The organism is Alkanindiges illinoisensis DSM 15370 (genome assembly GCF_000619845.1).
In the GTDB taxonomy this organism is placed as follows: domain Bacteria; phylum Pseudomonadota; class Gammaproteobacteria; order Pseudomonadales; family Moraxellaceae; genus Alkanindiges; species Alkanindiges illinoisensis.
In genome coordinates this window covers 415,855-441,012 of record NZ_JHUX01000004.1, presented here as the reverse complement: position 1 = coordinate 441,012, position 25,158 = coordinate 415,855, and the positions used below count along the sequence as shown (strand labels likewise).

The window sequence follows — 25,158 nt, the reverse complement described above, 5'->3', positions numbered from 1 at the left end:
TCAAGTTTAAATCATTATTAAATATTAGCTTTTAAACTTTACTAACTAAGAGGAAATATATAAGTAACCAAAACCTATTTTTCTATAATCCTAAATTAGCTTAATTAAAGTTTGATAACCATTTTCTAATTAAACTAATTTGCTGCTTTGCAGCGGTGAGCAGATGAGGCATATTTTCTATTGTCCATGTTTCATCACACCAATCACAAGCATCATATAAAGATCCTATCCATTCTGGATAGTACAAGACATCAATACTAAGATTTCTTGGTGCGTCTAAAAATCCAATCTCAATATTACTAAAAATACGACATAAATCGGATGGCTTTATTTTACCTGTTAGATAATCGTTTAAGATAGTTAAAAAATAATGGGCTGCTAAAATTTCTGCTTCTATACAGTTGTATGAAAAAGTAGGATCTATATTTTGTATAATTTTAAGTAGCAAAGCCTCACTATAGAATTCACTTGATATAATTTCCAGCAGGTCTATGGAAATATTACTGCTATTCTCCATATAATTATTAATAGTTATTCTGATAGTTTCTTCATGAGGTTTATCATAATAACTTGAAATGAAATTTTTTTAGTATTTCTGTATGCATGTTAATACCTGAGTAACTATTATAAATTCTTTTAAAGTTAATAAAATACATATTATATAAAATTTTAAGCGAAATATATTTGAATAATTTTTAATGATAAAGATATAAATCTTCTAATTAAAAATATTCTTTAATTGAGCTATCTTCGGAATATTCCCCATATCCCACTGACTCACCGCCTGCACCAGCATCCTCTGAGGACTATCCAGCGCAATATCCGGCTGATTTAATGCTTTTAATGCGGCTTGAATTAACTGCGGGGCTTGTGTCAAATCTAGCGGCTTGGCCAGATTCTGCTTGGACAATTTCTGTCCTTGATCATTCATTGCTAACGGAATATGGCAGTAATTTAACCGGGGAAGATTAAGGCAGTGCCCGAGCCAGATTTGCCGTGCCGTATTGTCCAGAAGATCAGCACCGCGTACTACATGGTTAATGCCTTGTAATGCATCATCTACCACCACGGCCAACTGGTAACTAATAATGCCGTCACGGCGTTTGAGTACAAAGTCACCAGTGGTCTGGCTTAAGCTTTCGCAGCAATGATCCTGAATCAAATCATCAAAGCAAATCGTTTGGTCCGTGGTTTTGAGGCGAATGGCATGCTGCTCAAATGGCAGGTTTAAAGGGCGGCAGGTTTGCGGATATGTGCCCAATCCATTTAAGCCACCTAATCCGCTAAGCTGCTTACGGCTACACTGGCAGGCATAAATCAGGTCACTGGCTTTAAGCTGCTCAAGCGCCTGTTTATAATATTCCAGCCGATCCTGCTGGCGCACTACAGCTTCATCCCACTCAAAGCCAAAGGCTTCCAGCGCGATTAAAATGGCCGTTTCTGCACCCGCCTGAATCCGCGGAATATCGGTGTCTTCAATCCGCACCAGCCACTGGCCGTGTTGTGCTTTGGCTTCACAATAACTAGCCAGCGCGGTGAGCAGTGAACCAAAATGCAAAGGGCCAGTTGGCGATGGCGCAAACCGACCCTTATACTGACCTCTTCTAACTCCCCCTTCACAGGGAAAGCATCTCTCTTTTAACAAGGAGAGATCGGGAAAGGTATTCTGTTGCATTAATCCAGCAGTGTTTAACCGTGGTTTTGCTTTTCCTTGATTTCAGCCAGTGTTTTGCAATCAATACACTGGGTTGCGGTTGGACGCGCTTCCAGACGACGCAGGCCAATTTCAATACCACAGGTATCACAGTAGCCATAGTCTTCATCTTCAATGGCTTGCAGCGATTGCTCGATCTTGCGAATCAGCTTACGTTCACGGTCACGGGTACGCAGTTCGATGGCAAATTCTTCTTCCTGGGTGGCGCGGTCATTAATGTCCGGCAGCGCAGAAGATTCATCCTGCATGTGGCTCATGGTGCGATCCACTTCCTGCATCAGCTCATTGCGCCACGCTTCCAGAATCTTCCGAAAGTGCTCTAGTTGCCCTTGCGACATGTATTCTTCTTTGGCACCGGGCTGATAAGGTGCAATCCCGTATAAGCCTGCAGGTACATCGCCAGTGGCCTTATCTGCCTTCTTTGTTGCTGGTTTGCGGCCACGTTTTGCTGCTGGTGTTGTAATGTCAGCCAGTGCTGCAACTTGTCCGTTTGTTCCAGAATCTTGGTTCTCAATAGCCATTATGGGCATCCTCATCAAACACGTGTTATCTATACGCAAAAACAGGGGTAATATGCAACCCTTCAAGCAAAAATATCGACCAGCCGTTGCAAAAGCGCACGAATAATATAGAGATTCTTCTCAAGTTGATAGTTTAATTCGTAAACAAGGGTAATGTCTTGCTAAAAAGCGTGTAGGTTTGACGGGTTTATTATTTTTATTGAATACCTTCAATAACCATCACTTTGATAATCAATATAAAAATTAAAATTCTCCAGCCGGCATACATCAGTTTCAAAATAGCCATTGGCATACAAATCCAGCCAGCGGTAGCCGGGATTGGCGGTATCAAGGGTAAATTTGGCACTCTTGGGCTTAAATTGAAGCGACGTGGAGGGACAGGATAAATAGTTGACCTGTTCATAGACCTGCTCAAAAATCTGGTGCACATGACCATGCAGTACCAGTTTTACATTGCTAAAAGGCTGCAGGATTTTAAAAAAGGTTTGGCTGGTCTTGAGCATGTGCTGGTCCAGCCATTCGCAACCCACGGCAATCGGATTATGGTGCAGGGCAATCAGCACATGACGGTTGCGCTGCCGTTCCAGCGCCTGCTGCAGGTATTCAAGCGTGCTGTTGCTAAAGCTGCCGGCAATTTCATGGTCAACCGTAGAATCCAGCAGGATACAGCACCAGTTGCCAATAATGACTTCGCAGGGCAACTGGTTGATGCGCAAGCCGGAATGATAAGCTTCATCCAGATCGTGATTGCCGGGAATGCAAAAATGCGGTGCCCGTAGCGGCTGCATGGTGGCTAAAAAACGCTGATAGGTTTCAGGCGAGGATTGCTGGGCAATATCGCCCGTGGTGAGTAGCAGGTCAATGTTGGGCTGTTGTTGCTGGATAAGCTCAATGACGCTTTGAAAGCTGTGCTGGGTATTGAGTCCCAGCAGTTTGGTGGCCGGGTCGGCAAACAGGTGCATGTCTGAACATTGCACCAGACGAAGGGGACGTTCTTGCGATAACACCGAAGCCGGAATTTCAACCTGATAAATCACAACGGAACCCGCCTCCTGCCTGCTGTATTATGCGTACTGGGTGCAGCCTGATATCTGACGGGCTACTGTTTTGCCGGAGAACACTGCATTGCCAGCCATTGCAGGGCAATAATCACCGGACTATTTTTTAAATATGTAGCCTGACTTAACAATTTATGTAGCTGCTCATATTTTAGCACGTGTAGCCTGATATTTTCTGCCTCGTCCATGACACCAAAAATCTGGTTTGTGTGACTTAGTTCTGTATCTGCGGCATATAAATGAAACAATTCATTACTGGCTCCGGCAGACGGATAAAAACTGAAGATGAACTGCGGATTTTCAATCTGGGTGCCGGCTTCTTCCAGTGCTTCACGGATGACAGTGTCTTCAGCAGTTTCGCCTTCATCCACCAGTCCTGCCACAATTTCCAGTTGCCATGCGCTGTCTGTATCATCAATAGCACCAATCCGGAACTGCTCAATTAAGGCAAACAGTTGCTGTTTGGAATCATATAGCAATACACCAGCGGCTTCTGGCCGTCTGACCAACTCGCGTTGAATGGGCTTGCTAAAGCTTTGGTCTTCAAACAGGCGATGCCGGATTTCGATCTGTTCAATTTCGGCAAAACCGGAATAAACCGTATTGCGGCTTAATACCTGTACGTCATCAACTGAAAACATCAGGTAGGGATTTTTTGCAGCAGTCATCATTTAACTCCCAGACAAGCGTGTATGACAAAAGGCAGGAAATCAACCTGCCTTTCGTCGTATAGCATTTTGTTGGATGACTTTCTTTTATTCCTTGTTAAACCAGTTTTTACCAGCTTTTGAAAGCTTGATAAAATTTTCGTCAGGAATAAATCAAGCCATAACGATTTAAACTTCCTTATACAGTTGCTTGCCCTGCTTGTGATATTCCTCGGACATGGCATCCATTCCTGCCTGTACTGCGTCTTCCTCACTCAGATTTTGTTTTGCAGCATAGTCCCTGACGTTCTGGGTAATTTTCATTGAGCAGAACTTGGGGCCACACATGGAGCAGAAATGCGCGGATTTATGCGCATCCTTGGGCAGGGTTTCATCATGCATGCTACGGGCAGTATCTGGGTCCAGTGCGAGGTTAAACTGATCTTCCCAGCGGAACTCAAAACGTGCCTTGGACAGGGCATTGTCACGTACCTGTGCCCCCGGATGGCCCTTGGCCAGGTCAGCGGCATGCGCGGCAATCTTGTAAGTGATGATGCCATCTTTGACGTCTTTTTTGTCCGGTAAACCCAGATGTTCTTTTGGGGTAACGTAACACAGCATGGCGGTGCCGTACCAGCCAATCATGGCCGCACCAATGGCCGAGGTAATATGGTCATAGCCGGGTGCAATATCGGTAGTCAGCGGGCCTAAGGTATAAAAAGGCGCCTCACCGCACACTTCCAGTTGCAAGTCCATGTTTTCCTTGATCATGTGCATGGGTACATGGCCGGGGCCTTCAATCATCACCTGCACATCATGCTTCCAGGCTTTTTGGGTGAGTTCACCAAGGGTGCGCAATTCGCCAAACTGGGCATCGTCGTTGGCATCCTGAATACAGCCGGGACGCAGGCCATCGCCCAGACTAAACGACACGTCATAGGCTTTCATGATCTCGCAGATGTCATCAAAATGTGTGTACAGGAAATTTTCCTTGTGATGCGCCAGACACCATTGCGCCATAATCGAGCCACCACGTGACACGATACCGGTCAGGCGATTGGCGGTGAGGGGGACATAACGCAGCAGCACGCCGGCATGGATGGTAAAGTAATCCACACCCTGTTCAGCCTGCTCAATCAGGGTATCGCGGAACATCTCCCAGGTCAGGTCTTCGGCCACACCATCAACTTTTTCCAGTGCCTGATAAATGGGCACTGTACCAATTGGCACGGGTGAGTTACGGATAATCCATTCACGGGTTTCATGGATATTTTTGCCCGTAGACAAATCCATGATGGTGTCGGCACCCCAGCGTGTGGCCCAGGTCATTTTCGCCACTTCTTCATCAATGGAAGAACCTAGCGCCGAGTTGCCAATATTGGCATTAATCTTCACCAGAAAGTTACGGCCAATGATCATTGGCTCGGCTTCGGGGTGGTTGATGTTGGCAGGAATAATGGCACGGCCTGCAGCCACTTCACTGCGTACAAATTCAGGCGTAATAATTTTGGGCAAACGTGCGCCAAAGTTTTGGCCGTCATGCTGGCGGTTGTCCGTCCCTTCATACTGGCGCTGCGTTTCACGAATGGCAATATATTCCATTTCCGGCGTGATAATGCCCTGACGTGCGTAATGCAGCTGGGTGACATTCTGGCCAGACTTGGCGCGGCGCGGGTTTTGGATATGGGCAAAGCGCAGGTCAGCCGTTTTAATGTCACGGGCGCGCTGCTGACCAAATTCAGAGGACAGGCCGGACAGTTTTTCGGTATCGCCACGGGCATCAATCCACTGGCCGCGCAAATCCGGCAAGCCTTTGGTCAGGTCAATTTTGACATTGGGATCGGTATAAGGGCCGGACGTGTCATACACCAGTACTGGTGGATTTTTTTCACTGCCTTTTTCACCATTGCTAAGGCCGATTGGGGTATCAGTCAGGCTGATTTCGCGCATGGGAACGCGAATATCCGGCGTTGAGCCTTCAATATAGACTTTGCGCGAAGCGGGTAATATGCGGGTTAAGTCCTGTGCTTCACGCTCGTGTTGAGAAAGCACAGGCTGCGGGGCGGTGAGTTGGTTCATGGCAGGATCCATTTCTGTCGTGTCACATGGAAAGGATGAGGATCAAGCAAAACCATAAAAAAATATCAGGTACACTAGCCATCTAGTGCTGCTTGATTCCTACGCTGGTATTAACCAGATCAGGTTCAACGGTACTTATACTGTACTAGGGAATAGTGTGTATAATCTCAGCCTGTTCCACAGGCGCTCCGTCAAGCGGTATGTGCTGTAGATTAGTGGTTAATTGATCAATTGTCCATGACAGTTGCACAAAACAAAAACGGTATGCAAAACGCCATTGATTGTTCGTTCAAGGGTAGCTATTTCAGGCGCAGTTCTACTGTATCAAGCAGTTGGCTGGCATTCTGAAAACGATAGTTTTATAGATGATAGCTATCCTGATAATCTGGCGCAGCATAGGCTCCACAACAATGAAATGAATAGCATGTGACATGATGAAAAAACAGGCAGCTAAAATCCGGTCAGGATGGTCGGGACAAACAAAAGTGTTATGGGGATGCTTGCTGGCGCTGATGAGTACCTCAGCCAATACCGCTGCGTTTGCACAGGACTTGCTGCAAACCTATCGGCAGGCGCAGACGCATGATCCCAGCTGGCAGGTCACGATAAACCAGTATCTCGCTGATCAGCAGCAGGAACGGCTGGCACTGGGTGGACTTTTACCTACCGTAGGCCTATCAGGTGCCATTAACCGTAACCGTTTTCAGTCAGATAATCCGCAAAGCAATATGTTGCTGGGCCAGCCGGTCAATTCTTCGGCATCAACCAGCCGTCAGGCCGCACTGGCTGTTCGGCAGCCCCTGTTTCGCATGGACTTGTGGCAGCAGTACCAGCAGGCCAAGGTTGCCACCAGCTTAAATGACAGTCGTTTTATTAGTGACCAGCAAAATTTTATTTTAAGGGTGGCAGAAGCCTATTTTGAGGTATTGCGTGCACAAAACCTGATTGCCACCTTGAATGCAGAACAAACAGCACTGCAACGGCAATTGAACATGATGCAGGCGCGCTTTAAGGAAGGCGTGGTGGCGCGTACGGATGTCAGTGAAGCGGCTGCCCAGTACCAGAATGCCGTGGCTAACCGGATTGCTGGTGAAAACCAGGTGATTAATGCGCAGGAAAATCTGGCCATTATTCTGGGCAATACGCCAGAAAATCTGGCGCCACTCAGTACCGATTTTGAAGCCGTATCACCCGTACCCAATCAGATTCAGGCATGGGTTGATCTGGCAAAGCAAAAAAATCCGCAACTGAGTCAGGCGCGCCTGCAATACCAGATTGCCGAGAAAAACCGCAAAATCCAGCAGTCGGGCTATTATCCGCAACTGGACGTGGTGGCACAAACGGGCTGGAACAAGCAAACTCCGGATAGCCTGATCAGCAACAATGGCCGCAGCAGTGCCATAGGGCTGGAACTCAACCTGCCGCTATACCGCGGTGGACGAACCCAGACTGCGGTGACGCAAGCCAGTTATCAGGCGATTGCCGCGCGTGACCAGATTGACGTGGCTGAACGGCAGGTCACCGGTTCGGTGCGCTCCTCGTTCATTAACTTGAATACCGACCGTGCCCGCATTGAAGCCCGCCAGCAAGCCATGCAGTCCAGTCGTCTGGTCGCACAATCATCGCAGGCCGGATATGATCTGGGACTGCGTACCATGGTGGATGTGTTGCTGGCACAACGTAATTCTTTTGCTGCCGAGCAGGATTATATTAATGCCCGCTATGATTATGTGCTCAATATGCTGCGGCTAAAACATGCAACAGGACAACTGGATACTGATGCGCTGGCGGAAATCAATCAATGGCTGGACAACACCCCTGCTGGGAATGCCTCAGTAACTAAGCCATCAACGGATCAGCAAGTAACGGCAACGCCATCTGCTAAAACCATGGCTTCTGGTAGTATTCCATGATCCGGTCTGTCAATTAGGCTGGGTTGCAGGGCTAGGACGACGGATGGTAGGGTGACTGTCATCAAAATGTCATTAAATTTTGTTGTAATATTTGCTAAAAAATTGAACAGGTTTGTTTATGCCTACCACCAATAAAGCGGTGTTTAATCACCATATCTCCTCCCAGTTTAATGAAAACCTGCAAGACGTGAACACCCAGTTCATGAGTATGGGCGGACTGGTGGAGCAGCAGGTGGCCAATGCCATCCATGCTTTGCTGGAAACTGATGCTGCGCTGGCGCTTAAAGTGCAGTATGAAGACCAGATCGTCAACAAGATGGAAACCCAGATTGATGAGGCACTGACGCTGATTCTGGCACGTCGCCATCCGGCAGCCAGTGATCTGCGTATGGTGATTGCCATTAGCAAGGCCAATACTGATCTTGAGCGCATTGGTGATGAAGCAGCCAAGATTGCCCGCATTGCACAGACCCTGTGTGAAGAAGGGGAATCGCCGCGTGGCTACATGGAAACCCGGCATATTGGCAATCAGGTGCGGGTGATGATCCACGAAGCATTGGATGCCTTTGCCCGTCTGGATGCCGAGCAAGCGTTGCGTGTCATGCAGGCTGATGCCGATATTGACCGCGAATATCAATCTGCAACCCGTACCCTCATGACGTACATGATGGAAGATCCGCGTCATATCAGCCGGGTCATTAACGTGCTATGGATTTTGCGCTCACTGGAGCGGGTGGGTGACCATGCGCGTAATATTGCCGAGCAGGTGATCTATATGGTGAAAGGGCTTGATGTTCGCCACACCAGCTATGAAGCCATTGAAAAGAAAATTCATGGTGACAACTATGCTGGCAATGGGAATAGTGCTACTGATTCAAATGGCACTGGTTCAACAGCTGATGGTTCAAACAGCTAGCTGAATTTAAGCCATAAAAAAGCCCGTGGCCTGTAATAGACCGCGGGCTTTTTTACTGGGCTTAAGGATAAAACAAATACTTAAAACTCAATCTTGGTGACAACATCAGCATTGGCATTTAAGTCTTCCAGATGCTGGCTTTCAATCGTTAACTTGGCAGTCTTGGCTTTAACGCTGGCTGGTACAGCTTCCTGTTCAGACCATTCTTCACAATAGGTATCATCCGCGCAAATGGCTGTCTGTGCCTTGTTATTGGCGGTAAAAGCCAGTTGGCAATAATCGCCGCTACAGTCGAGACCAGTGAGGGTTGCTTCAACAGGGGCAGCAACGGCAGCACTGGTAGCAATAACCAGACTACTGGCAACAAACAAAAAACGCTTTAACATGACGACGGCTCCAAAAGCATGGCAAGGAATGGCTAAAATTTGTGCGAAATATAGAGTATTTTGTGATCAATGACAAATAAATAATATGACTGGTGAAATCAGTCACACGTCTTGCTTTTAAAGCTGAATGGTTCAGTAAAAATTTATAAACATATAGAGTTAATGCTCTAATAATTAAAGAAAAATAAAATGAATATAAATCAAATAAAAGCTAGACTCCTTAGTCTATTTCGGTAGTCTAGCTTGCATAAAACCACTTAAGGATGGCCTATAACTTTAGTCGTATAAGCAGCTCAATCAGGCTGAATTGCCCTTATCTTGAGTTTCAGTCCAGCCTTCGGCTTTTTCCACATCCTGGTTAGTGAAAAACTTTTCGCGCTGTTCTTCCAGAAAAGTACGGGCAGCCGGTTCAAAGGCATTCAGGCGTTTTTCATTAATCAGCAGGGTTTGATGCTTTAGCCATTCCTGCCAGGCCTGCTTGGACACATGCTCAAAAACGTCCTGTCCCTTGGGGCCGGGGAATGGTGCAAATTCCAGCCCTTCCATGTTTTTTTGGTACTTGCGGCAAAATACGGTGCGGGTCATGTCATCTCTCTATAGGGTGGTTATTAAAACTAGCCTGAACCCTCTTTAGTAAAGAGGGAACTTCTACCTTTAACAAAAAAAGATTGGGAAGCGATTAAAGCTGTGCAATCCGCTGCTGGGCGCGCTCAATGGCAGCTTTTACCTGTGCCGGTGCAGTACCCCCAATATGATCCCGCGCGGACACCGAACCTTCCAGCGTGAGGACAGCAAATACATCATCGGTAATCTTGTCGGAAAATTGCTGGAGCTGCTGTAGTAACAGTTCAGATAAATCTTTGTCTTCACGGACACCGAGTGCCACGGCTTTGCCGACAATCTCGTGGGCATCACGGAAGGCAATACCTTTTTTCACCAGATAATCGGCCAGATCGGTTGCGGTTGAAAAGCCACGCAGCGCTGCTTCACGCATTACCGGGATATTGGGTTGCAGCGCAGGAATCATGTCGGCAAATGCCAGCAGACAGCCACGCACGGTATCCACCGCATCAAACAGCGGTTCCTTGTCTTCCTGATTGTCCTTGTTATAGGCCAGTGGCTGACCTTTCATCAGGGTGAGCAGGCTCATCAGGTCACCAAACACGCGACCACTTTTGCCACGCACCAGTTCTGGTACATCCGGATTTTTCTTTTGCGGCATGATGGATGAGCCGGTACAAAAGCGATCCGGAATTTGTACAAACTTGAACTGGGCCGACGTCCACAGGATCAGTTCTTCAGACATGCGTGACAGGTGCATCATAATTAAAGACGCTGCGCTGCTAAATTCAATCGCAAAATCGCGGTCAGACACGGCATCCAGCGAGTTTTCTGATACGGCTTCAAAGCCTAGTAGCTCGGCAGTGTAGGCCCGGTTGATGGGATAAGTGGTGCCTGCCAGTGCTGCCGAACCCAGTGGCATGCGGTTGACCCGCTTGCGGCAATCAATCAGGCGCTCGGAGTCGCGCAGCAGCATTTCAAACCACGCCAGCAGGTGATGGCCAAAAGTAACAGGCTGTGCAGTTTGCAAATGGGTAAAGCCGGGCATGATGGTATCGGTATGTTTGGCCGCCAAGCCTAAAATGCCGCTTTGCAGTTTTTGCAGCAAACCCAGTAATTCATCAATTTCATCACGCAGGTACAGGCGGATATCGGTGGCGACCTGATCATTACGGCTGCGGCCGGTATGCAGTTTCTTGCCGGTAATGCCAATTCGGTCAGTCAGGCGTGCTTCAATATTCATATGCACGTCTTCAAGGTCAATGCGCCATTCAAAACGGCCTGCTTCAATATCGGCCTTGATGGCGGTTAACCCGGCAATAATGTCATCGCGTTCCTGATGGGTGAGTACACCAACCGAGGCCAGCATGGTGGCATGGGCGATGGAGCCGGCAATATCCTGCTTATAAAAGCGTTGGTCAAATTGCACAGATGCGGTAAATTCAGCCACAAAGGCATCAGTCGCTTCACTAAAACGGCCGCCCCACATGCCTGAGGTCGCATGCTCAGCAGGATTAACAGCGCTTTCCCCAGTGGATTGGTGTGCAGTAGATTGGTGTTCAGCGGATTGAGAGGGTGCGGTCATATGGGTATCAGCAAACTAAGGCTAGGCAAAATAAAACCGATTATAGCAAATCCTGCGCAAAGATCAGCCTCGGCATCCATGAGTGGTCCGATGCGTAACCCTATACAAAACAAGGACGCGTTTTTTTTACCGGATTTTACCGAAAACCGTGCCGTGCTGGAACTGCTGGTCAGTACCAACCTGCTGGCGGTGATTCTGGCTTTAATTGAAGCCAAAAGTCTGATAGGCCTGCACTGGAGTGGTTTGGCCCAGTACGTGTTTTTTGTCAACTGGGTGACAGTTTCATTTGCGTGGCTGGCTGACCTGTTGCGTAACTGGTTACGTACCCGGCCACGACTTGAAGCAGTGATCTGGAGTTTTGTACTGCTGGAAGGCATCATTGCGCTCACCACCATTGTTTGTAATATCGGGCTGGCCTGGGCGCTGGACGTGCAGCATCCGTGGTGGTGGCGCGTGTTGTACCACCTGATTCTGGGCGGTTGCCTCGGCATGGTGATCATGCGCTACCTGTATGTACGCGAACAAATGATCAAGCGTCACCGGGCCGAGTTGCTGTCGCGCATTCAGGCATTGCAGGCCCGCATTCGCCCGCATTTTTTGTTTAATACCATGAACAGTGTATTGAGCCTGATCCAGATTGACCCACCCAAGGCCGAACATATGGTGGAAAACCTGTCACGCCTGTTTCGGGCCAGCCTGAATGCCAGTGGTGAAATTAGTTTGCTGGATGAAGTTGTGCTATGCAAAAGCTATCTGGACATTGAGTCCATCCGGCTCGGGGATCGTTTACAGGTCGAGTGGCGGCTTCCCGATGAGGATGACTTGTATGATGTGAATATCCCGTCACTCACCTTGCAGCCCCTGCTGGAAAATGCGATTTATCATGGCGTTGAGAGCTTTAGTCACAGTAGTACAATTAGTGTTTTAATCGAGGTGAATGCCAAAGATGTCACAATCGTGGTGACAAATCCGTGTCAAACTGGTAAAACAGGCATACGAGCTAGCAATGGGATGGCGCTAGACAATATTCAGGAGCGATTGCAGGCGTATTACGGGAAACAGGCCCGGTTACAAACGCATCAAACCAATGGATTATTTACGACATATTTAAATTATCCACACGTGGAACAATAAAAAAAACATTGGTTATTTCAAGGATAATCAATGCTGCAAGGAGGAATGCATGAATATTTTGGTTTGTGACGACGAACCATTAGCACGAGAGCGCTTGTCGCGTATGGTCAAGGTGGCAGGCCACGAGGTGGTTGCCCAGGCCAGTAATGGATTTCAGGCACTGGAACAGGTTCGGCTACATCGTCCTGATGTGGTATTGCTGGATATCCGCATGCCTGAAATGAATGGGATTCAGTGCGCTCAGGCCCTGCTTGATCTTGACGTGCCACCTGCCGTAATTTTCGTGACCGCATTTGACCAGCATGCCATTGATGCCTTCAACACGCAGGCTATTGGATATTTGCTTAAGCCAATTAGTCAGCAGCAACTGGAAAATGCACTAAAGCGTGCCAGCAAGCTTAACAGTGCGCAGCTCAATTCATTGCAGCAGCATGCAACCGCCAGCGAATCTCCAGACCGTCCTGCCCGTAAGCACATTGCTGCCCGTACCCATCGTGGGGTTGAACTCATTCCCATTGAAAATATTTATTATTTTCTGGCCGACCAGAAATATGTCACCGTGCGCCATTCGGGCGGGCAGGTACTGATTGATGAAACCCTCAAGGATCTTGAAAACGAGTTCCACGACCGTTTTATCCGGATTCACCGTAATGCCTTACTGGCAATTCCTTATCTGGAAGGGCTGGAGTTTGTGGGCACTGGCCAGTATCAGGTACGTTGCCGGGGAATCAATGAGCGTCTGGCGGTGAGCCGTCGCCATTTACCGCAATTACGGGAAAAAATTCATCATATTTAGGAAAGCAGTTCACTGGCAGTGGTTTTAAGGGCACCAGCGCAGTCTTTGCGAGTACCAGACCTTTGTGTTGTCAGGGTCTGGTTTTTTTATGTCTGGGCTTAACTGGCAAATGACGTTTTGCTGACATCCCGTGTCATAACTTGAGCCTGTGACGCAAATTTGGCATGCTACCCGTTATTAATGTCTCGTACAGACTTAACCACAGGATACCCAGTTGATGAATACCCTAAAAATTGCCACCCGGCAAAGTCCGCTGGCGCTGTGGCAGGCTGAACACATCAAGGCACGCTTGCAGGCACTGCATCCGGGACTGACGGTTGAACTGGTCAAATTTGTGACGCAGGGTGACAAAATTCTGGATACGCCACTGGCCAAAATTGGCGGCAAGGGGTTGTTTGTCAAGGAACTGGAAAATGCCCTGCTGGATGGCCGGGCTGATCTGGCAGTACATTCCATGAAGGATGTGCCCATGGACTTGCCGGACAATTTAACACTGGCCGTGATTTGTGAGCGTGAAAATCCGTTTGATGCCTTTGTGTCCAACCAGTATTTGACACTGGATGACTTACCGCAGGGCGCACGCCTTGGTACGTCCAGCCTGCGCCGTAAAAGCCAGATTCAGGCCTATCGCCCGGATTTAACTATTATTGATTTGCGCGGCAATGTTGGCACGCGACTGGGCAAGCTGGATGCCGGTGAATACGATGCCATTATTCTGGCTGCGGCTGGTTTAAAGCGCTTGCAGCTTGAATCGCGTATTAAGCAAATTCTACCAGCGGATTTGAGTCTGCCTGCGGTGGGACAAGGGGCACTGGGGCTGGAATGCCGCAGCAATGATCAGGCTGTCCTGACGCTGATTGCGCCCTTGTCTGATCCTGCCACCAATATTTGTATTAGGGCCGAACGTGCCTTTAACCGCACCTTGCAGGGTGGTTGTCAGGTGCCAATTGCCGGTTTTGCTGTGCTTGAAAATAATCAGTTAACAATGCAGGGCAGGGTCGGCAGTCCCGACGGCCAGCAATTGTTAAAAGCTGAAATCAGTGGTGCCCCTGAACAGGCCGAGCAACTGGGGCAGCAACTGGCGCAACGATTGCTGGATCAGGGGGCAGGGGAATTGCTTGCGGCCCTGTATGCTTAAGCCAGTATTTGCCATTGACCATGCTGCATGTACTAAATACCCGACCTGCTGAGCGGGCTGATGGCTTAAATCAGGCCTTGCAGCAGGCTGGTTATCCGGTGAGTCAATTGCCGCTGCTGGAACTGGTGGCTGAACCTTTTGAGGCTATTCAACCGCAATTGTCTGAAATTTGGCAGGTGGCTGTCGTGGTGGTGGTAAGTCCAGCCGCAGCACAACTGGGCCTTGCCGGATTAAAACAGCTTGATATCCTGCCCAGCCAGTTAGCCTGCCACTGGGTTGCTGTAGGACAGGGTACAGCAGCCATACTGGCACAGGCAGGCATTACTGCGCAGGTTCCAGCACTGGAAACCAGTGAGGGTATGTTGGCACTGGATATCTTCCAGCAGGCTCAGCATTCAACGGCGTCGTGTGCCATAACGTCAGATTCAGCAGCAACAGGGCCAATCATGTTCTGGCGCGGGCATGGGGGCCGCCAGTTTATGCTCAAGCAACTGGCCAGCCAGCAGCAGGTCATCAGCCTGAACCTATATGACCGCCAGTTACCGGAAAGCACTAAGGCGCAGTATCAGCAGCTTTTAAGTCAGCCGCCGCAGGTGCTGGTCATCACCAGTGGTGTATCATGGCAGCATTGGCTGGAATTGGGCCAGCAGTTTGGAACAATGATACCGCCTTATATTCTGGTGCTGGGCCAGCGGATTTACCGGAAAATCTGCCAGCAGACAGCGCACATGACAGTGACGACAACTGCTTATGCCAACACGTGTCATGCCAATAACCCTAAAGTCATCCTGCTTGAGAGTTTAAATCCGGCCAGCATTCTGGCCATGCTGGACCAGTTACAAAAGTGTCAGCAGACGTAAATGTAATATTGTATCAATACCAAAGCTTCTTTATGCTTTGCTGATAATTTGCTAAAACCCTAACCGGGACTGTGATTGATGGAGCATGAGCGGTTTGCTAAATGCTGTAGCACCTGTTCCAGTCTGGTCCCGTGAGCACCACCTATGAAAAAAAAACTGATTGTCCTGCTGGGACTGGTTTTGTTGATAATGCTGTCTGGCATGAGCTATCTGCTTTATGCAAAGGATCAGCAGCGCCAGCAACAGTTGCTGCAAAGCCAGCAGGCCGCACAAAAGCAGATTGCCGACCTGAATGACCGTCTGGTTGCAGTGGCACGGCAGCAAACTGGCAGCGCCAACCATGCCAGTTCAGCCAACTCAGCGCAGCCTATTCGTCTTAGCCCATCGCAACAGATACAACTCAATCAGCAGCGCAATACATTGCGGCAACAACAGCGGCAGTGGGCACTGACAGCTCTCACACTGGCACAGGACAGCTTACGGCAGGGCAATGCCAAAAAAGCGCAGCAACTCCTGCTGGAACTACAGCAAAATATTATTGAAAACCAGCAGGATGCTAATGAGGCTTTTAATGACACCTTGCTGCAAACCCTGAAAATTGACCAGTTAAATCTGGCCCAGCAAGCCACACGCCAGCAGCAGGCTCGTGCTGGCCTAAACCAGTCGCTTTTGCAGATTCAACAACAATTGAACCTGATGGCAGTACAGGCACCACAAGGCTTGCTGGCACAGTCATCAGCGCCAAAGGGAGCAGGAATTGGTAACTGGTTTAAACACCTGTTCTTGATTGAACGTGCAACGCCAGGGGCTGGCCAGCATATGCTGGATCGCAGTTTTATTTATAAGCAGGCCAGCATTAACGTGGCAATTGCGCGGCTGGCATTGGGGCAGGGCGATCAGCTTAATTTCACCAGCAACTTAACTGAAGCACTCACCCAGTTGAATTTGTTAGCTGATCCGGCAAGCCGTCAAATGGCCCAGCAACTGGACAAACTTAAAAACCAACCGTGGCCTGCCAATATTGAATTAACTTCTCTTACCCTGCTTACCGGGCAAAAGGCTTCATCATGAAATACCAGCCCTTACAACATCGTGCGCTGTGGCTGATTTTACTGGGTGTTGGTCTCATTATTTTACTGGGGTTATGGTCAGGGGCAGGGTATGTGCTGGTGGTGTGGCTGGGCTGGCAAGTGCAAACCAGCGCGACAGTATTCATGCTGCTGTTGTTTGTCCTTATTCTGGCTGTAGTTTATGCCATTCGGCGCATTAACCACTGGATTAAAAACTGGCACTTGCGCCATCCGCAAAAAATTGAGCATTATCAGCAACTACTGCCATTTGAACAACTGGGCTGTTTATGGTTATTAAACGCCAAAGCCAGCAAACAAACTGAAATCGAAGCCATTTTTAACCAGTCTGCCAGTTTAAGACAACTGGTTAGGGCACATTTACTGCGCGAAAATGCCCAGCTGGAACAGGCAGCGCAAGCCTTGAATCAGGGTTCAGCCCTTATTGACTTGCTGGTGCTGGAACAAATTGAACTGCACCTTGCTGCACAAGACTATACACAGGCACAGGCTGCATTAACAACTTTGAGCCAGCAACCGGTTTCAGCATTTGCCGAGTCGTTAAATCCGGCATGGGAGGCCTATGTTCAGGGCTTATGGGCCAGATTACTGATGGCGCAGCCCTGGCTTTTGCTGGATATGAATGTCATTCCAGCATTAACACCTGAACAGCATTACGGCTGGCTAAGCGCGTTGCAACAGCAACTTTCCCAGGCTAGCCCTGAGCAGCTACAGCAACTGCTTAGCTATTATCAAACAGTGCAGGCACAACCGGAGTTCGGTCAGGATATTGCCAGTACACGCCAGTGGCTGTTTGTTCTTAGTCAAATTAATGACCCCATATTAATGCTGGAACAGCAGCAAACCCTGATTCAGCAACGCCAGCAACTGGCTGATCAGCTGCTACGGCTGGAATTTGACCCACGAGTTTTAACCATCTGGTTGCAAAACCAGTTACAGGAAGGCAATGTTGAGTGCCAGCATTTTACCCAGCGCCTTAATGAACTGGCGCAGCGTTATCCTGGGCAGCCCTCTATTGCATTAGCCCAGTGGCATCAGTTAATGGCAGACCAGCAGACTGAAGCAGCACAGGCCATTTTGCAAAGCTGGCAGCAGCATCCGGATTTTGGCTATTTACGCTTAATCCAAGCCCTTGCCGGCCAGCCTGAATTACTGGCGGATCTGGAGTTATTGCATCAGGCGCGTTGCCAGCTTGAAAATCAGGCCAATTCAAAAATCAGCTCAACAGGTTACCATTCAAATTCACCGCACTAATGTGGTCATTTAAATCCTGAGTTTAGGAAATACGTATGAGTTCCATCAAAGAATGTCCTGTGGTTTATCATCAGACCGTCGCCTGGGGTGACATGGATGCCTTTGGCCATGTCAACAATGTGATGTATTACCGCTATATGGAAAGCGCGCGTATTGAATACTTAAGCCATATTGAGGCTTTTAACCATGGATTGGTCAGTGTAATTTCGGCCAGCAGTTGCCGTTATTTAAGGCCAGTATTTTATCCGGACAGCCTGAAAGTCGGCGTGCGGGTAGTGGAAATTCGTAACTCCGGCTTTCGCATGACTTACGTGCTGTACAGCAACCAGCAGGCGCAGATTGTGGCCACTGGCGAAGCTATTGTGGTGATGGTAGATGCCAAAACCTTTGAAAAAGCAGCCATGCCACTGGAGCTCAAACAGCGGATTGCCGCGCTGGAAGCCAATTTTGGTAATGACCTGGACATTGGCATGCCCACTGAAAAATCCAGCCTGAGCAATATTGGCCGAGCCTTACGCGATAACCTGCGTGGCAATATTGAACAAATTGTTCCCAAGATTGGTGGCAAGCACCATGACCGGGATTAAGACTGATTGTCTGGAATTTTGGCGTTTGCCTGAGCTATACAGCGTATCAATGAGTTAATGCCTACAGGCTAGGTGAATTTTATATGACCCTAGCCTTGTACTGATGCTTAACTTGCATCTAAGGCAAATGTCCGAAACCGGCCTTTCAATAAAAACGGCTATCGCTATAGGAAAGGCTAAAAATAAAAAAGCCCGCATCAAGTGCAGGCTTTTTTATGAATTTGGCGTCCCTACGGGGATTCGAACCCCGGTTACCGCCGTGAAAGGGCGATGTCCTAGGCCTCTAGACGATAGGGACAATAATCAGCAAATCAACAAGTTGTTCATGTGCTTGAGCATCTAGGCTTGGCGCAAATTCTATAATGTTCGCTGGCGCAAGGCAAACACTAATTTGATAATCATGAATTGATTGGTTGTTTATTGGTCGCAATGCATTTTTTCTCTAGGTTTAATAGGTTAGCTGTACATATAAAGCATCCTTAAGCTCATTAGTTTACAGCAAGCCTTAAAGGAGCTAAGGACTGCATTAGGCTAGATTTTTAAATCAGGTGTTAATGATTCATTCACTGACCGAATATCTAATCACAGAGAATAAATTTTATGATTTGTGCCATATGTACTTACTGGTTATTGCGCTATAAAAGCTCAAATTTTGATTACAGCAATACAGGATTCTCATGAAAGAAGGGCAGTCAAGCAGAACCGCATTAGCCGCTGCAGCTTTACGGGCAAATCATTTTCAAAATACGGTTGACCCTGTATTTGCTGACCCATATGCCTATGCGCTTACCAGTCCTAGCTGGCAAAAGCTATTGCGTTCACCATCGCTGGTAAAGGTCATGAATTCACCAGTATTTAATCGGACGTTGGGATTATTAAGCGGGCAGGTGGTAGGGCGCTCCAGATATGCAGAGGATTTGCTGCAACAGGCACTGGCTCGCCAGATCAATCAATATGTACTTGTGGGTGCCGGACTGGATTCATTTGCCTTGCGCCAGAACCCACACTATCCCGATCTTAAAATTTTTGAAGTTGATCATCCGGATACGCAGTCCACCAAGCAACGTAAATTACAGCAGCTTGGTACTGTGCCTGCAAATGTTGAGTTTGTTGCCATTGATTTTGAAAAAGAGTCTCTGGCCGATGCACTGGCACGCAGCAGTTATCAGCAAACGATGCCTGGTTTTTTCTCGTGGCTAGGAACTACCCACTATCTGGAACCACAAACCACATTAAACACACTCAAGCGCATTGCCAGTTTTGCTGCACCATTAAGCGAAGTGGTGCTGGATTATTCAATTCATTATCAGGAATTGCAGGGCATTGAGCGGTTGGGGAGCTTTGCGGTATCGCAATTTACCCAGTTTCTAAAAGAGCCGTTAATTGGTCAGTTTAGACCGTCAGTGTTACATCAGGCAGTAGAGCAAATGGGGTTTGAAGTGGTTGAAGATTTATCAGGCGCTGCAATGAATGCGCGTTATTTTAACCAGCGACCTGATCATATCCGGCATACCATAGCCACGCACTTGTTGCACTTACGTTTGGCTGGGCATTAATAAGTCATATTGAAACAAGCAAACTTCTAATTTAAGATGATAAAGACTGTTGCATAAACTTGGAACAGTCACGTAGAACATATTTGTCTTGTTTTAAAGGAAAACGCTTAGACCATTAATCACTAAATAGGCTTAATCTGCTAACAAAAAAGCCTTGGAGCTATATGCTTCAAGGCTTTTAGGACTATATTGGACTTCTTTGAATCTAAATATGGTGGGATAAGCAGGATCGAATTGGATATTCAAAAGCTTATATACCAACGTATTTTAAAAACTGGAATCATAAAAATACCAACAGAAATACCAACAAATCTACCCGTATTTTAAACATCTAGGCATCCCTTAAATTGTACCGGGTTCGATCTCCAAAGACAATTAATAATTTTAGATACAATGGTTTATTTGACTAAATTTACTTGATACGAAAATGATTTCAACTGAAATATAGTATTGATCAGAAGCTTCATTTGCTTTAGCTAATTTAAGATATTCTATAGATAAACAAGGGTAGCATATTTTGATTCATCTACCTCAAAAGCTGGCGATCAGCTTTTTTATAAGCTCTGAAACATATTAGAGAATCTTGCCGCTAGCACGTATGACCCTACATATCGGCTTGAAAGTCAGAGAAAAATATCTTATATGATTAATTAAGTAATTTAACAAGAAATTATATATGCGTTTAAGTAACCTCAAAATTCATAATTTCAGAAATTTTGATTTTATTGATATAGCTCTAAGCAGTAATATGGTTTTACTGGGAGAAAATCGTGTTGGGAAAAGTAACCTGCTTTTTGCAATGCGTTTAGTCCTTGACCAATCACTTCCCGATTCTGCTCGTCAATTAAAGTTATCTGATTTTTGGGATGGATGTGATTTTGCCAAAAATCCGGAAATCCAAGTTCATCTGGACTTTACTGACTTTGATAATGATCCAGCTTTAACAGCCTTACTTACAGACTATCGTATTGCGGAAGATCCTAAGGTGGTTCGTCTGAGCTATTTGTATAGGCGTAAGCCAGATATTGCTGAGTTAACTACAAACAATGAAGATTATGAATTTATAATTTATGGTGGTGGAGAAGTAGAAAGGTCTGTTAATAATCAGGTTCGTAGAAGAATTTGTCTTGATCTACTTGATGCTTTGCGTGATGCAGAAAATCAACTGGGTTCTTGGAGAAATTCACCACTAAGACCATTAATAGAAAATGCTATGGCATCAATTGACTTAGAAGAGCTAGAAAAAGTTTCAATTGATTTGGAATCTGCGAATCAAAAAATAGTTGATCAACCTCAAATCAAAACTTTAGAAAAGTCATTAAGCCAAGGAATTCTAAGTCTTTCAGGTAAAGGCCATGATTTAAAAACTTCACTAAGATTTTCCAATGCTGATCCACTACGATTATTTCGTTCTCTCGGTATGTATATTGATGAAGGGAAGCGAAGTATTAATGAAGCGAGTTTAGGCTCAGCAAATGTTATGCTTATGGCGTTAAAACTTGCTGAGTTTGCATGGCGCAAAGAAAAAAATGAAAGAAATTATTCTTTACTCTGTATAGAAGAACCAGAAGCACATCTTCATCCGCAACTTCAACGTAGCGTCTTTAACAATATTTTTAGGGAAAAAGATCCTGCTCAGGCGCTAATTATTACCAGCCATTCACCTACAATAGCTGCAACAGTGCCTCTACGCTCAATTATTAATTTACGCTTCATGGAAGGTAGTACAAGAGCATATTCTTTAGCCGAGTTACCAATTAGTGAGAACGAGCTTAATGATATTGAGCAATATTTAATAGCAACCCGTTCCGAAATTTTATTTGCCAAAGGAGTAATTTTTGTTGAGGGAGATGCAGAAGAGACTCTGATTCCAAGTTTTTCAGAGCAACTAGGTCACGACCTTAATGGACTAGGTATAACTGTTTGCAATGTGGCTGGCGTCAATTTTAATCCTTATATCAAATTAGCAGCAGGTTTAGGTTTACCTTTCACCGTTATTACTGATTGGGATCCTTTAGATGGATCAAAAGAACCTTTAGGCAGAGCCCGAACGATTGGCATCTGGGATGCAGTTTGCGAAGTAGATGAAGATGTAGAAAAATTGTCTGAAAAAGATAGGAGTTGGTGTGTTAATGCTGATTTTGAAAAATTTTCAACAGCTTGGGCAAAAAGAGGAATTTTTCTCAACAATGAAACCTTTGAAGTTGCCATAGCTAGAACACCTAATTTACGTGATGCATTATTGGATATTTTGAATGAGCAAGGTTTTGGCGCAGTACGAACAAAACGTATAGCCGAGTGGAGAACTGGAGCTGCTGATGTCGATACTACACAGCTACTTGCCATGATTAAAGATATAGGAAAAGGACGTTTAAGTGGAAAGTTGAAAAAGAAAATATCAGATATGGAACCTCCGGCTTATATTCGTGATGCGGTTGAATATATGGTGAAAAATGTCTAATTATTTTAGTTTGCAGCAATCTTTAAATGAACTAAAAAAAAACAAGGAGCAATATGAAGCTGTAAATTGTAAAACTCATTGTGTTGTTCTGGCCGGCCCCGGCAGTGGGAAAACCAAAACTCTGACTACAGCTATTGCAAGGGTTCTACATGAAGAAATTATTGCTCCCAGAGCAGTTGCCTGCATCACTTATAATAACGAATGTGCTACTGAGCTTGAAACACGACTTTCAAAATTAGGAGTTTCATCTGGAGACTTGAATTTTATTGGCACTGTCCATAGCTTTGCTTTAACCCAGATTATAATTCCCTATGCTCGCTGCATTAAAGATATGGTTCCTCATGGCTTTAAAGTAGCTAGTGGAGCTGAATGTGATGCAGCAGTTGAGAGTGCTTATAAAGTTGTTTATAACGATTCGGGAGATCCTCATCAACAGTGGAAGTTTGCCAAAGAAAAAAGAAATCGCGATGTAGATAGATCACTTGCTTCATGGAAAGGTCAGAATGAGGAACTAGCTGAATTTATTGAAGTATATGAGCTAGAATTAAGAAAAGACGGACTTATTGATTTTGACGATATGCCGCTTATTGCGTTTAGAATGATCAAGGAGAATACCTGGATTCGTGAAGCATTAGAAGCTCGGTTTCCAGTTCTTTTCGTAGATGAGTATCAGGATTTAGGTCATGTACTACATGAGCTAGTACAATTACTTTGTTTTAATGGAAGTATCCGTTTATTTGCTGTAGGAGATGCTGATCAGTCAATTTATGGTTTTACAGGAGCAAATCCGGAATTATTAGAGAGTTTAACAAAAAAAAAGGATGTTCAAACCATTCAGCTTAAATATAACTATCGCTCTGGTACAAAAATTATAAAAGCATCATCAGGGGCCCTCAATGAGAAAAGAGAGTACTTAAGTGCAGATGGTGCTCCTGAAGGGGAAATTATATTTAATCCTGTAAATGGTTCTCTGGAAGCTCAGGCAAAATTTATTACAGGGAAATTGCTACCTGAATTAAATTCCAAAGGATTTGGTAATGAACAGATTGCTATTTTATATCGTGCTGCCTGGCTCGGTGATAAAATTGTAGAGGCTTTGGAGCAGGAAAAATTAATATATTATCGTACAGACACCAATGCTCTGGTTAAACGAAGTTCAAAACTAGCCTGCTTCATTGAAGACTGTGCAAAATGGGTTACTGGTGGATGGAAACTTGCTGAACCATCTTTTGGTAGATTAGTCAGACAGGCATTAAGTATAGTTTATGGTAAGCACTACACTCAAAGTGAAGAACAGTCACTAACATTATCCCTCATCCAATTTCTACAAAAAAGTATAACTCTTCAGGAAACTACAAATGAGTGGTTATCAAGATTAAATAAGGAATTACTGATTCCGTGGACAACTATTTGTCGTAATAGTTTACAGGAGTGGCATACATGTTCAGAGCTCATGCAACGTACTTCTTCTGTTGAAAATAAAGATATGTCTCTGAATTTATTTGCTGGGAAAACAGAAGGAAGTGGTAGATTAAATTTAAGTACTTTCCATAGTTCTAAAGGACGTGAATTTGATGTTGTTATCATTTTTGGAATTAATAATGGAATTATCCCAAATAAATGGGATAGCAAAACTCCTAAAGCACTACAGGAAGCCAGACGGCTTTTTTATGTAGCAGTTACTCGACCACGAAAGATATTATGTTTGGTTTATGAAGATGGAAATCATTCTGAGTTCTTGGTTGAATTCTATAAGCGGACTAAAGATTCAAATTGAATTTCTTTACTTATTTAATTCATTTAACAAAAGAAGAAGTGAATTTTAAACTTTCATTGTCTGATTATGGCTATATATTCTCTCTTCCTTTAGCTTATAGCTGCAGCGGGTCAATTCAAATAAATAATTCATACTCATAGGCCTAAAATAAATTATGAACTCTATACTTGAATGCCTTCATATTCTTTTATCCCAAAATGTTATGGGAGACATTCAATACCACCACAGATATAAGGGGTTTGTGGGTGAACTAGACTTTCAGGAATGGATGGCAGTAAATAGACCCATAACTCAGGTGTTTGCTGGAGGATATTTCCTGCCGCCGAAGCCTAAGAATACTTCTTTAACAGATACAATATATTTCACCATATCCGATGATCATTATTCTAATTATAGAAATATTTATATTCAGATATCAAAACTGGACTGCCGCCAGCTTTTTTATATTCAGTGGGATAATACCAAGGCATTTCAGGACTGGAAAAGTGAGGATGTGATGCAAATAGGTTTAAAACTATCTGTACCGAATTTTCAGGTTTTTTATTTCGATAAAAATAATCTGGACTTTATCCAAGCTGATATAAGTGATTTATTAACATACTATCCCCTCAAAAAGCGCACTAAAAAGAATAATATTCCGGCCAGTCTAAAAGATTTTCATATATCCAAACTAGCTAGATTCTCTCAGGAAAATTTAATAGCTCTATATGTTCAAAGACTATTTTTTGATGGATTTATTGGATTTGGCCGCGAGCACGGTATCCCAAGTGATATTGATCTGATAATTGAGAAAAAACAGAATGGTTCACCAGGTAAATATCTTATTCTAGAGATTAAGGAAAAAGATCTCTCAAAGAGGCCTCCTTCAGGTTTTGGCATGGATTTAGACAGAATCAAAGCTTTAAGTGCCATACAGGAATTATCGGAATGTCCAGTCTTTTATGTAGTTAGACACATTGATAATCAGACTGAGCGTAATTTTTTAGCATGGAAGCTAATAGGTATAAGTGATTTTATTAAATACCTAGGAAGTAATGTGATAGAGGGTGGAACAGGTATGAGATCAGAAACATCAAGTAATCCAACAAAAATCTGTCCGGCACAATACTTTAAAACTTTAGGATAAT

20 protein-coding genes, 1 tRNA gene, 2 pseudogenes and 1 riboswitch are annotated in these 25,158 nt (G+C 45.4%); of the genes and pseudogenes, 13 read left to right on the top strand and 10 right to left on the bottom strand.

All coding sequences use genetic code 11. From position 1 onward, the window contains the following. Positions 1 to 100: 100 nt before the first annotated feature. The 6 genes from Q337_RS0110895 to thiC all read right to left on the bottom strand — a co-directional run bounded on the left by Q337_RS0110895 (position 101) and on the right by thiC (position 6,019). Positions 101 to 517 carry a hypothetical protein gene (locus tag Q337_RS0110895; RefSeq protein ID WP_228133118.1) on the bottom strand — a complete coding sequence of 139 codons (417 nt, stop codon included), beginning with the start codon at positions 515 to 517 and terminating at the stop codon, positions 101 to 103. Between the two features lie 201 nt (positions 518 to 718). Continuing rightward, a complete protein-coding gene (gene gluQRS / locus Q337_RS0110890) occupies positions 719 to 1,675 on the bottom strand; it encodes a tRNA glutamyl-Q(34) synthetase GluQRS (protein WP_026471620.1) in 957 nt (318 codons plus the stop codon). A 14-nt stretch (positions 1,676 to 1,689) separates the two neighbouring features. After that, positions 1,690 to 2,235 (bottom strand): RNA polymerase-binding protein DksA, encoded by a 546-nt coding sequence (dksA, locus tag Q337_RS0110885; protein WP_026471619.1) that lies wholly within the window; start codon positions 2,233 to 2,235, stop codon positions 1,690 to 1,692. A gap of 209 nt (positions 2,236 to 2,444) precedes the next feature. After that, positions 2,445 to 3,272, bottom strand: coding sequence for a 3',5'-cyclic-AMP phosphodiesterase (gene cpdA, locus Q337_RS0110880; RefSeq protein WP_051526799.1), 828 nt, complete (start codon positions 3,270 to 3,272; stop codon positions 2,445 to 2,447). Between the two features lie 62 nt (positions 3,273 to 3,334). Next, positions 3,335 to 3,964, bottom strand: a complete 630-nt coding sequence (locus Q337_RS0110875) for an NUDIX domain-containing protein (RefSeq protein ID WP_407636770.1) — start codon at positions 3,962 to 3,964, stop codon at positions 3,335 to 3,337. Between the two features lie 165 nt (positions 3,965 to 4,129). Beyond that, entirely contained in the window at positions 4,130 to 6,019 is a 1,890-nt protein-coding gene (thiC, locus tag Q337_RS0110870; protein ID WP_026471616.1) for a phosphomethylpyrimidine synthase ThiC, read from the bottom strand. 79 nt (positions 6,020 to 6,098) lie between these two features. Then, positions 6,099 to 6,220, bottom strand: a riboswitch (TPP riboswitch). A 230-nt stretch (positions 6,221 to 6,450) separates the two neighbouring features. On the opposite strand from thiC, the gene Q337_RS17505 reads away from it, so the two are divergent. Next, complete coding sequence (locus Q337_RS17505; RefSeq protein ID WP_084494801.1) at positions 6,451 to 7,932, top strand: TolC family outer membrane protein; 1,482 nt, start codon at positions 6,451 to 6,453, stop codon at positions 7,930 to 7,932. 118 nt (positions 7,933 to 8,050) lie between these two features. Next, positions 8,051 to 8,764 (top strand): annotated as a pseudogene (gene phoU, locus Q337_RS17500) (phosphate signaling complex protein PhoU); the annotation flags it as partial. Between the two features lie 164 nt (positions 8,765 to 8,928). On the opposite strand, the gene Q337_RS0110855 reads toward phoU, so the two are convergent. The 3 genes from Q337_RS0110855 to argH form a co-directional block, all read right to left on the bottom strand. After that, positions 8,929 to 9,234: a hypothetical protein gene (locus Q337_RS0110855; RefSeq protein WP_026471615.1), complete on the bottom strand. Its 306-nt coding sequence runs from the start codon at positions 9,232 to 9,234 to the stop codon at positions 8,929 to 8,931. A 297-nt stretch (positions 9,235 to 9,531) separates the two neighbouring features. Next, positions 9,532 to 9,819, bottom strand: coding sequence for an oxidative damage protection protein (locus tag Q337_RS0110850; RefSeq protein WP_026471614.1), 288 nt, complete (start codon positions 9,817 to 9,819; stop codon positions 9,532 to 9,534). 94 nt (positions 9,820 to 9,913) lie between these two features. Next, positions 9,914 to 11,284 (bottom strand): argininosuccinate lyase, encoded by a 1,371-nt coding sequence (argH, locus tag Q337_RS0110845; protein WP_026471613.1) that lies wholly within the window; start codon positions 11,282 to 11,284, stop codon positions 9,914 to 9,916. A 186-nt stretch (positions 11,285 to 11,470) separates the two neighbouring features. On the opposite strand from argH, the gene Q337_RS0110840 reads away from it, so the two are divergent. From Q337_RS0110840 to Q337_RS17490, 7 genes and pseudogenes are all read left to right on the top strand, one after another. Further along, positions 11,471 to 12,514: a sensor histidine kinase gene (locus Q337_RS0110840; RefSeq protein ID WP_169733759.1), complete on the top strand. Its 1,044-nt coding sequence runs from the start codon at positions 11,471 to 11,473 to the stop codon at positions 12,512 to 12,514. 49 nt (positions 12,515 to 12,563) lie between these two features. Continuing rightward, complete coding sequence (locus Q337_RS0110835) at positions 12,564 to 13,310, top strand: LytR/AlgR family response regulator transcription factor (RefSeq protein WP_026471611.1); 747 nt, start codon at positions 12,564 to 12,566, stop codon at positions 13,308 to 13,310. Between the two features lie 217 nt (positions 13,311 to 13,527). Continuing rightward, on the top strand, positions 13,528 to 14,448 hold the full coding sequence (gene hemC / locus Q337_RS0110830; protein WP_026471610.1) for a hydroxymethylbilane synthase: 921 nt from the start codon (positions 13,528 to 13,530) through the stop codon (positions 14,446 to 14,448). Positions 14,449 to 14,468: 20 nt separating this feature from the next. Continuing rightward, a complete protein-coding gene (locus Q337_RS17495) occupies positions 14,469 to 15,308 on the top strand; it encodes a uroporphyrinogen-III synthase (RefSeq protein WP_051526796.1) in 840 nt (279 codons plus the stop codon). Between the two features lie 144 nt (positions 15,309 to 15,452). Beyond that, complete coding sequence (locus Q337_RS0110820; protein WP_026471609.1) at positions 15,453 to 16,379, top strand: hypothetical protein; 927 nt, start codon at positions 15,453 to 15,455, stop codon at positions 16,377 to 16,379. Further along, a complete protein-coding gene (locus Q337_RS0110815; RefSeq protein ID WP_026471608.1) occupies positions 16,376 to 17,650 on the top strand; it encodes a heme biosynthesis protein HemY in 1,275 nt (424 codons plus the stop codon). The genes Q337_RS0110820 and Q337_RS0110815 overlap by 4 nt, the downstream gene beginning before the upstream one ends. 35 nt (positions 17,651 to 17,685) lie before the next feature. Further along, positions 17,686 to 18,111 (top strand): annotated as a pseudogene (locus tag Q337_RS17490) (acyl-CoA thioesterase); the annotation flags it as partial. 348 nt (positions 18,112 to 18,459) lie between these two features. Here Q337_RS17490 and Q337_RS0110805 read toward each other — a convergent pair. After that, positions 18,460 to 18,535: transfer RNA gene (locus Q337_RS0110805), tRNA-Glu, on the bottom strand. Between the two features lie 379 nt (positions 18,536 to 18,914). On the opposite strand from Q337_RS0110805, the gene Q337_RS0110800 reads away from it, so the two are divergent. The 4 genes from Q337_RS0110800 (at position 18,915) to Q337_RS0110785 (ending at position 25,157) form a co-directional block, all read left to right on the top strand. Next, entirely contained in the window at positions 18,915 to 19,793 is an 879-nt protein-coding gene (locus tag Q337_RS0110800) for a class I SAM-dependent methyltransferase (RefSeq protein ID WP_026471607.1), read from the top strand. A gap of 676 nt (positions 19,794 to 20,469) precedes the next feature. After that, on the top strand, positions 20,470 to 22,254 hold the full coding sequence (locus Q337_RS0110795) for an ATP-dependent nuclease (protein WP_034279914.1): 1,785 nt from the start codon (positions 20,470 to 20,472) through the stop codon (positions 22,252 to 22,254). Beyond that, positions 22,247 to 24,031: an ATP-dependent helicase gene (locus Q337_RS0110790; RefSeq protein WP_026471605.1), complete on the top strand. Its 1,785-nt coding sequence runs from the start codon at positions 22,247 to 22,249 to the stop codon at positions 24,029 to 24,031. The genes Q337_RS0110795 and Q337_RS0110790 overlap by 8 nt, the downstream gene beginning before the upstream one ends. Positions 24,032 to 24,185: 154 nt before the next feature. After that, entirely contained in the window at positions 24,186 to 25,157 is a 972-nt protein-coding gene (locus Q337_RS0110785) for a hypothetical protein (RefSeq protein WP_026471604.1), read from the top strand. The last annotated feature ends 1 nt before the right edge of the window (position 25,158 follow it).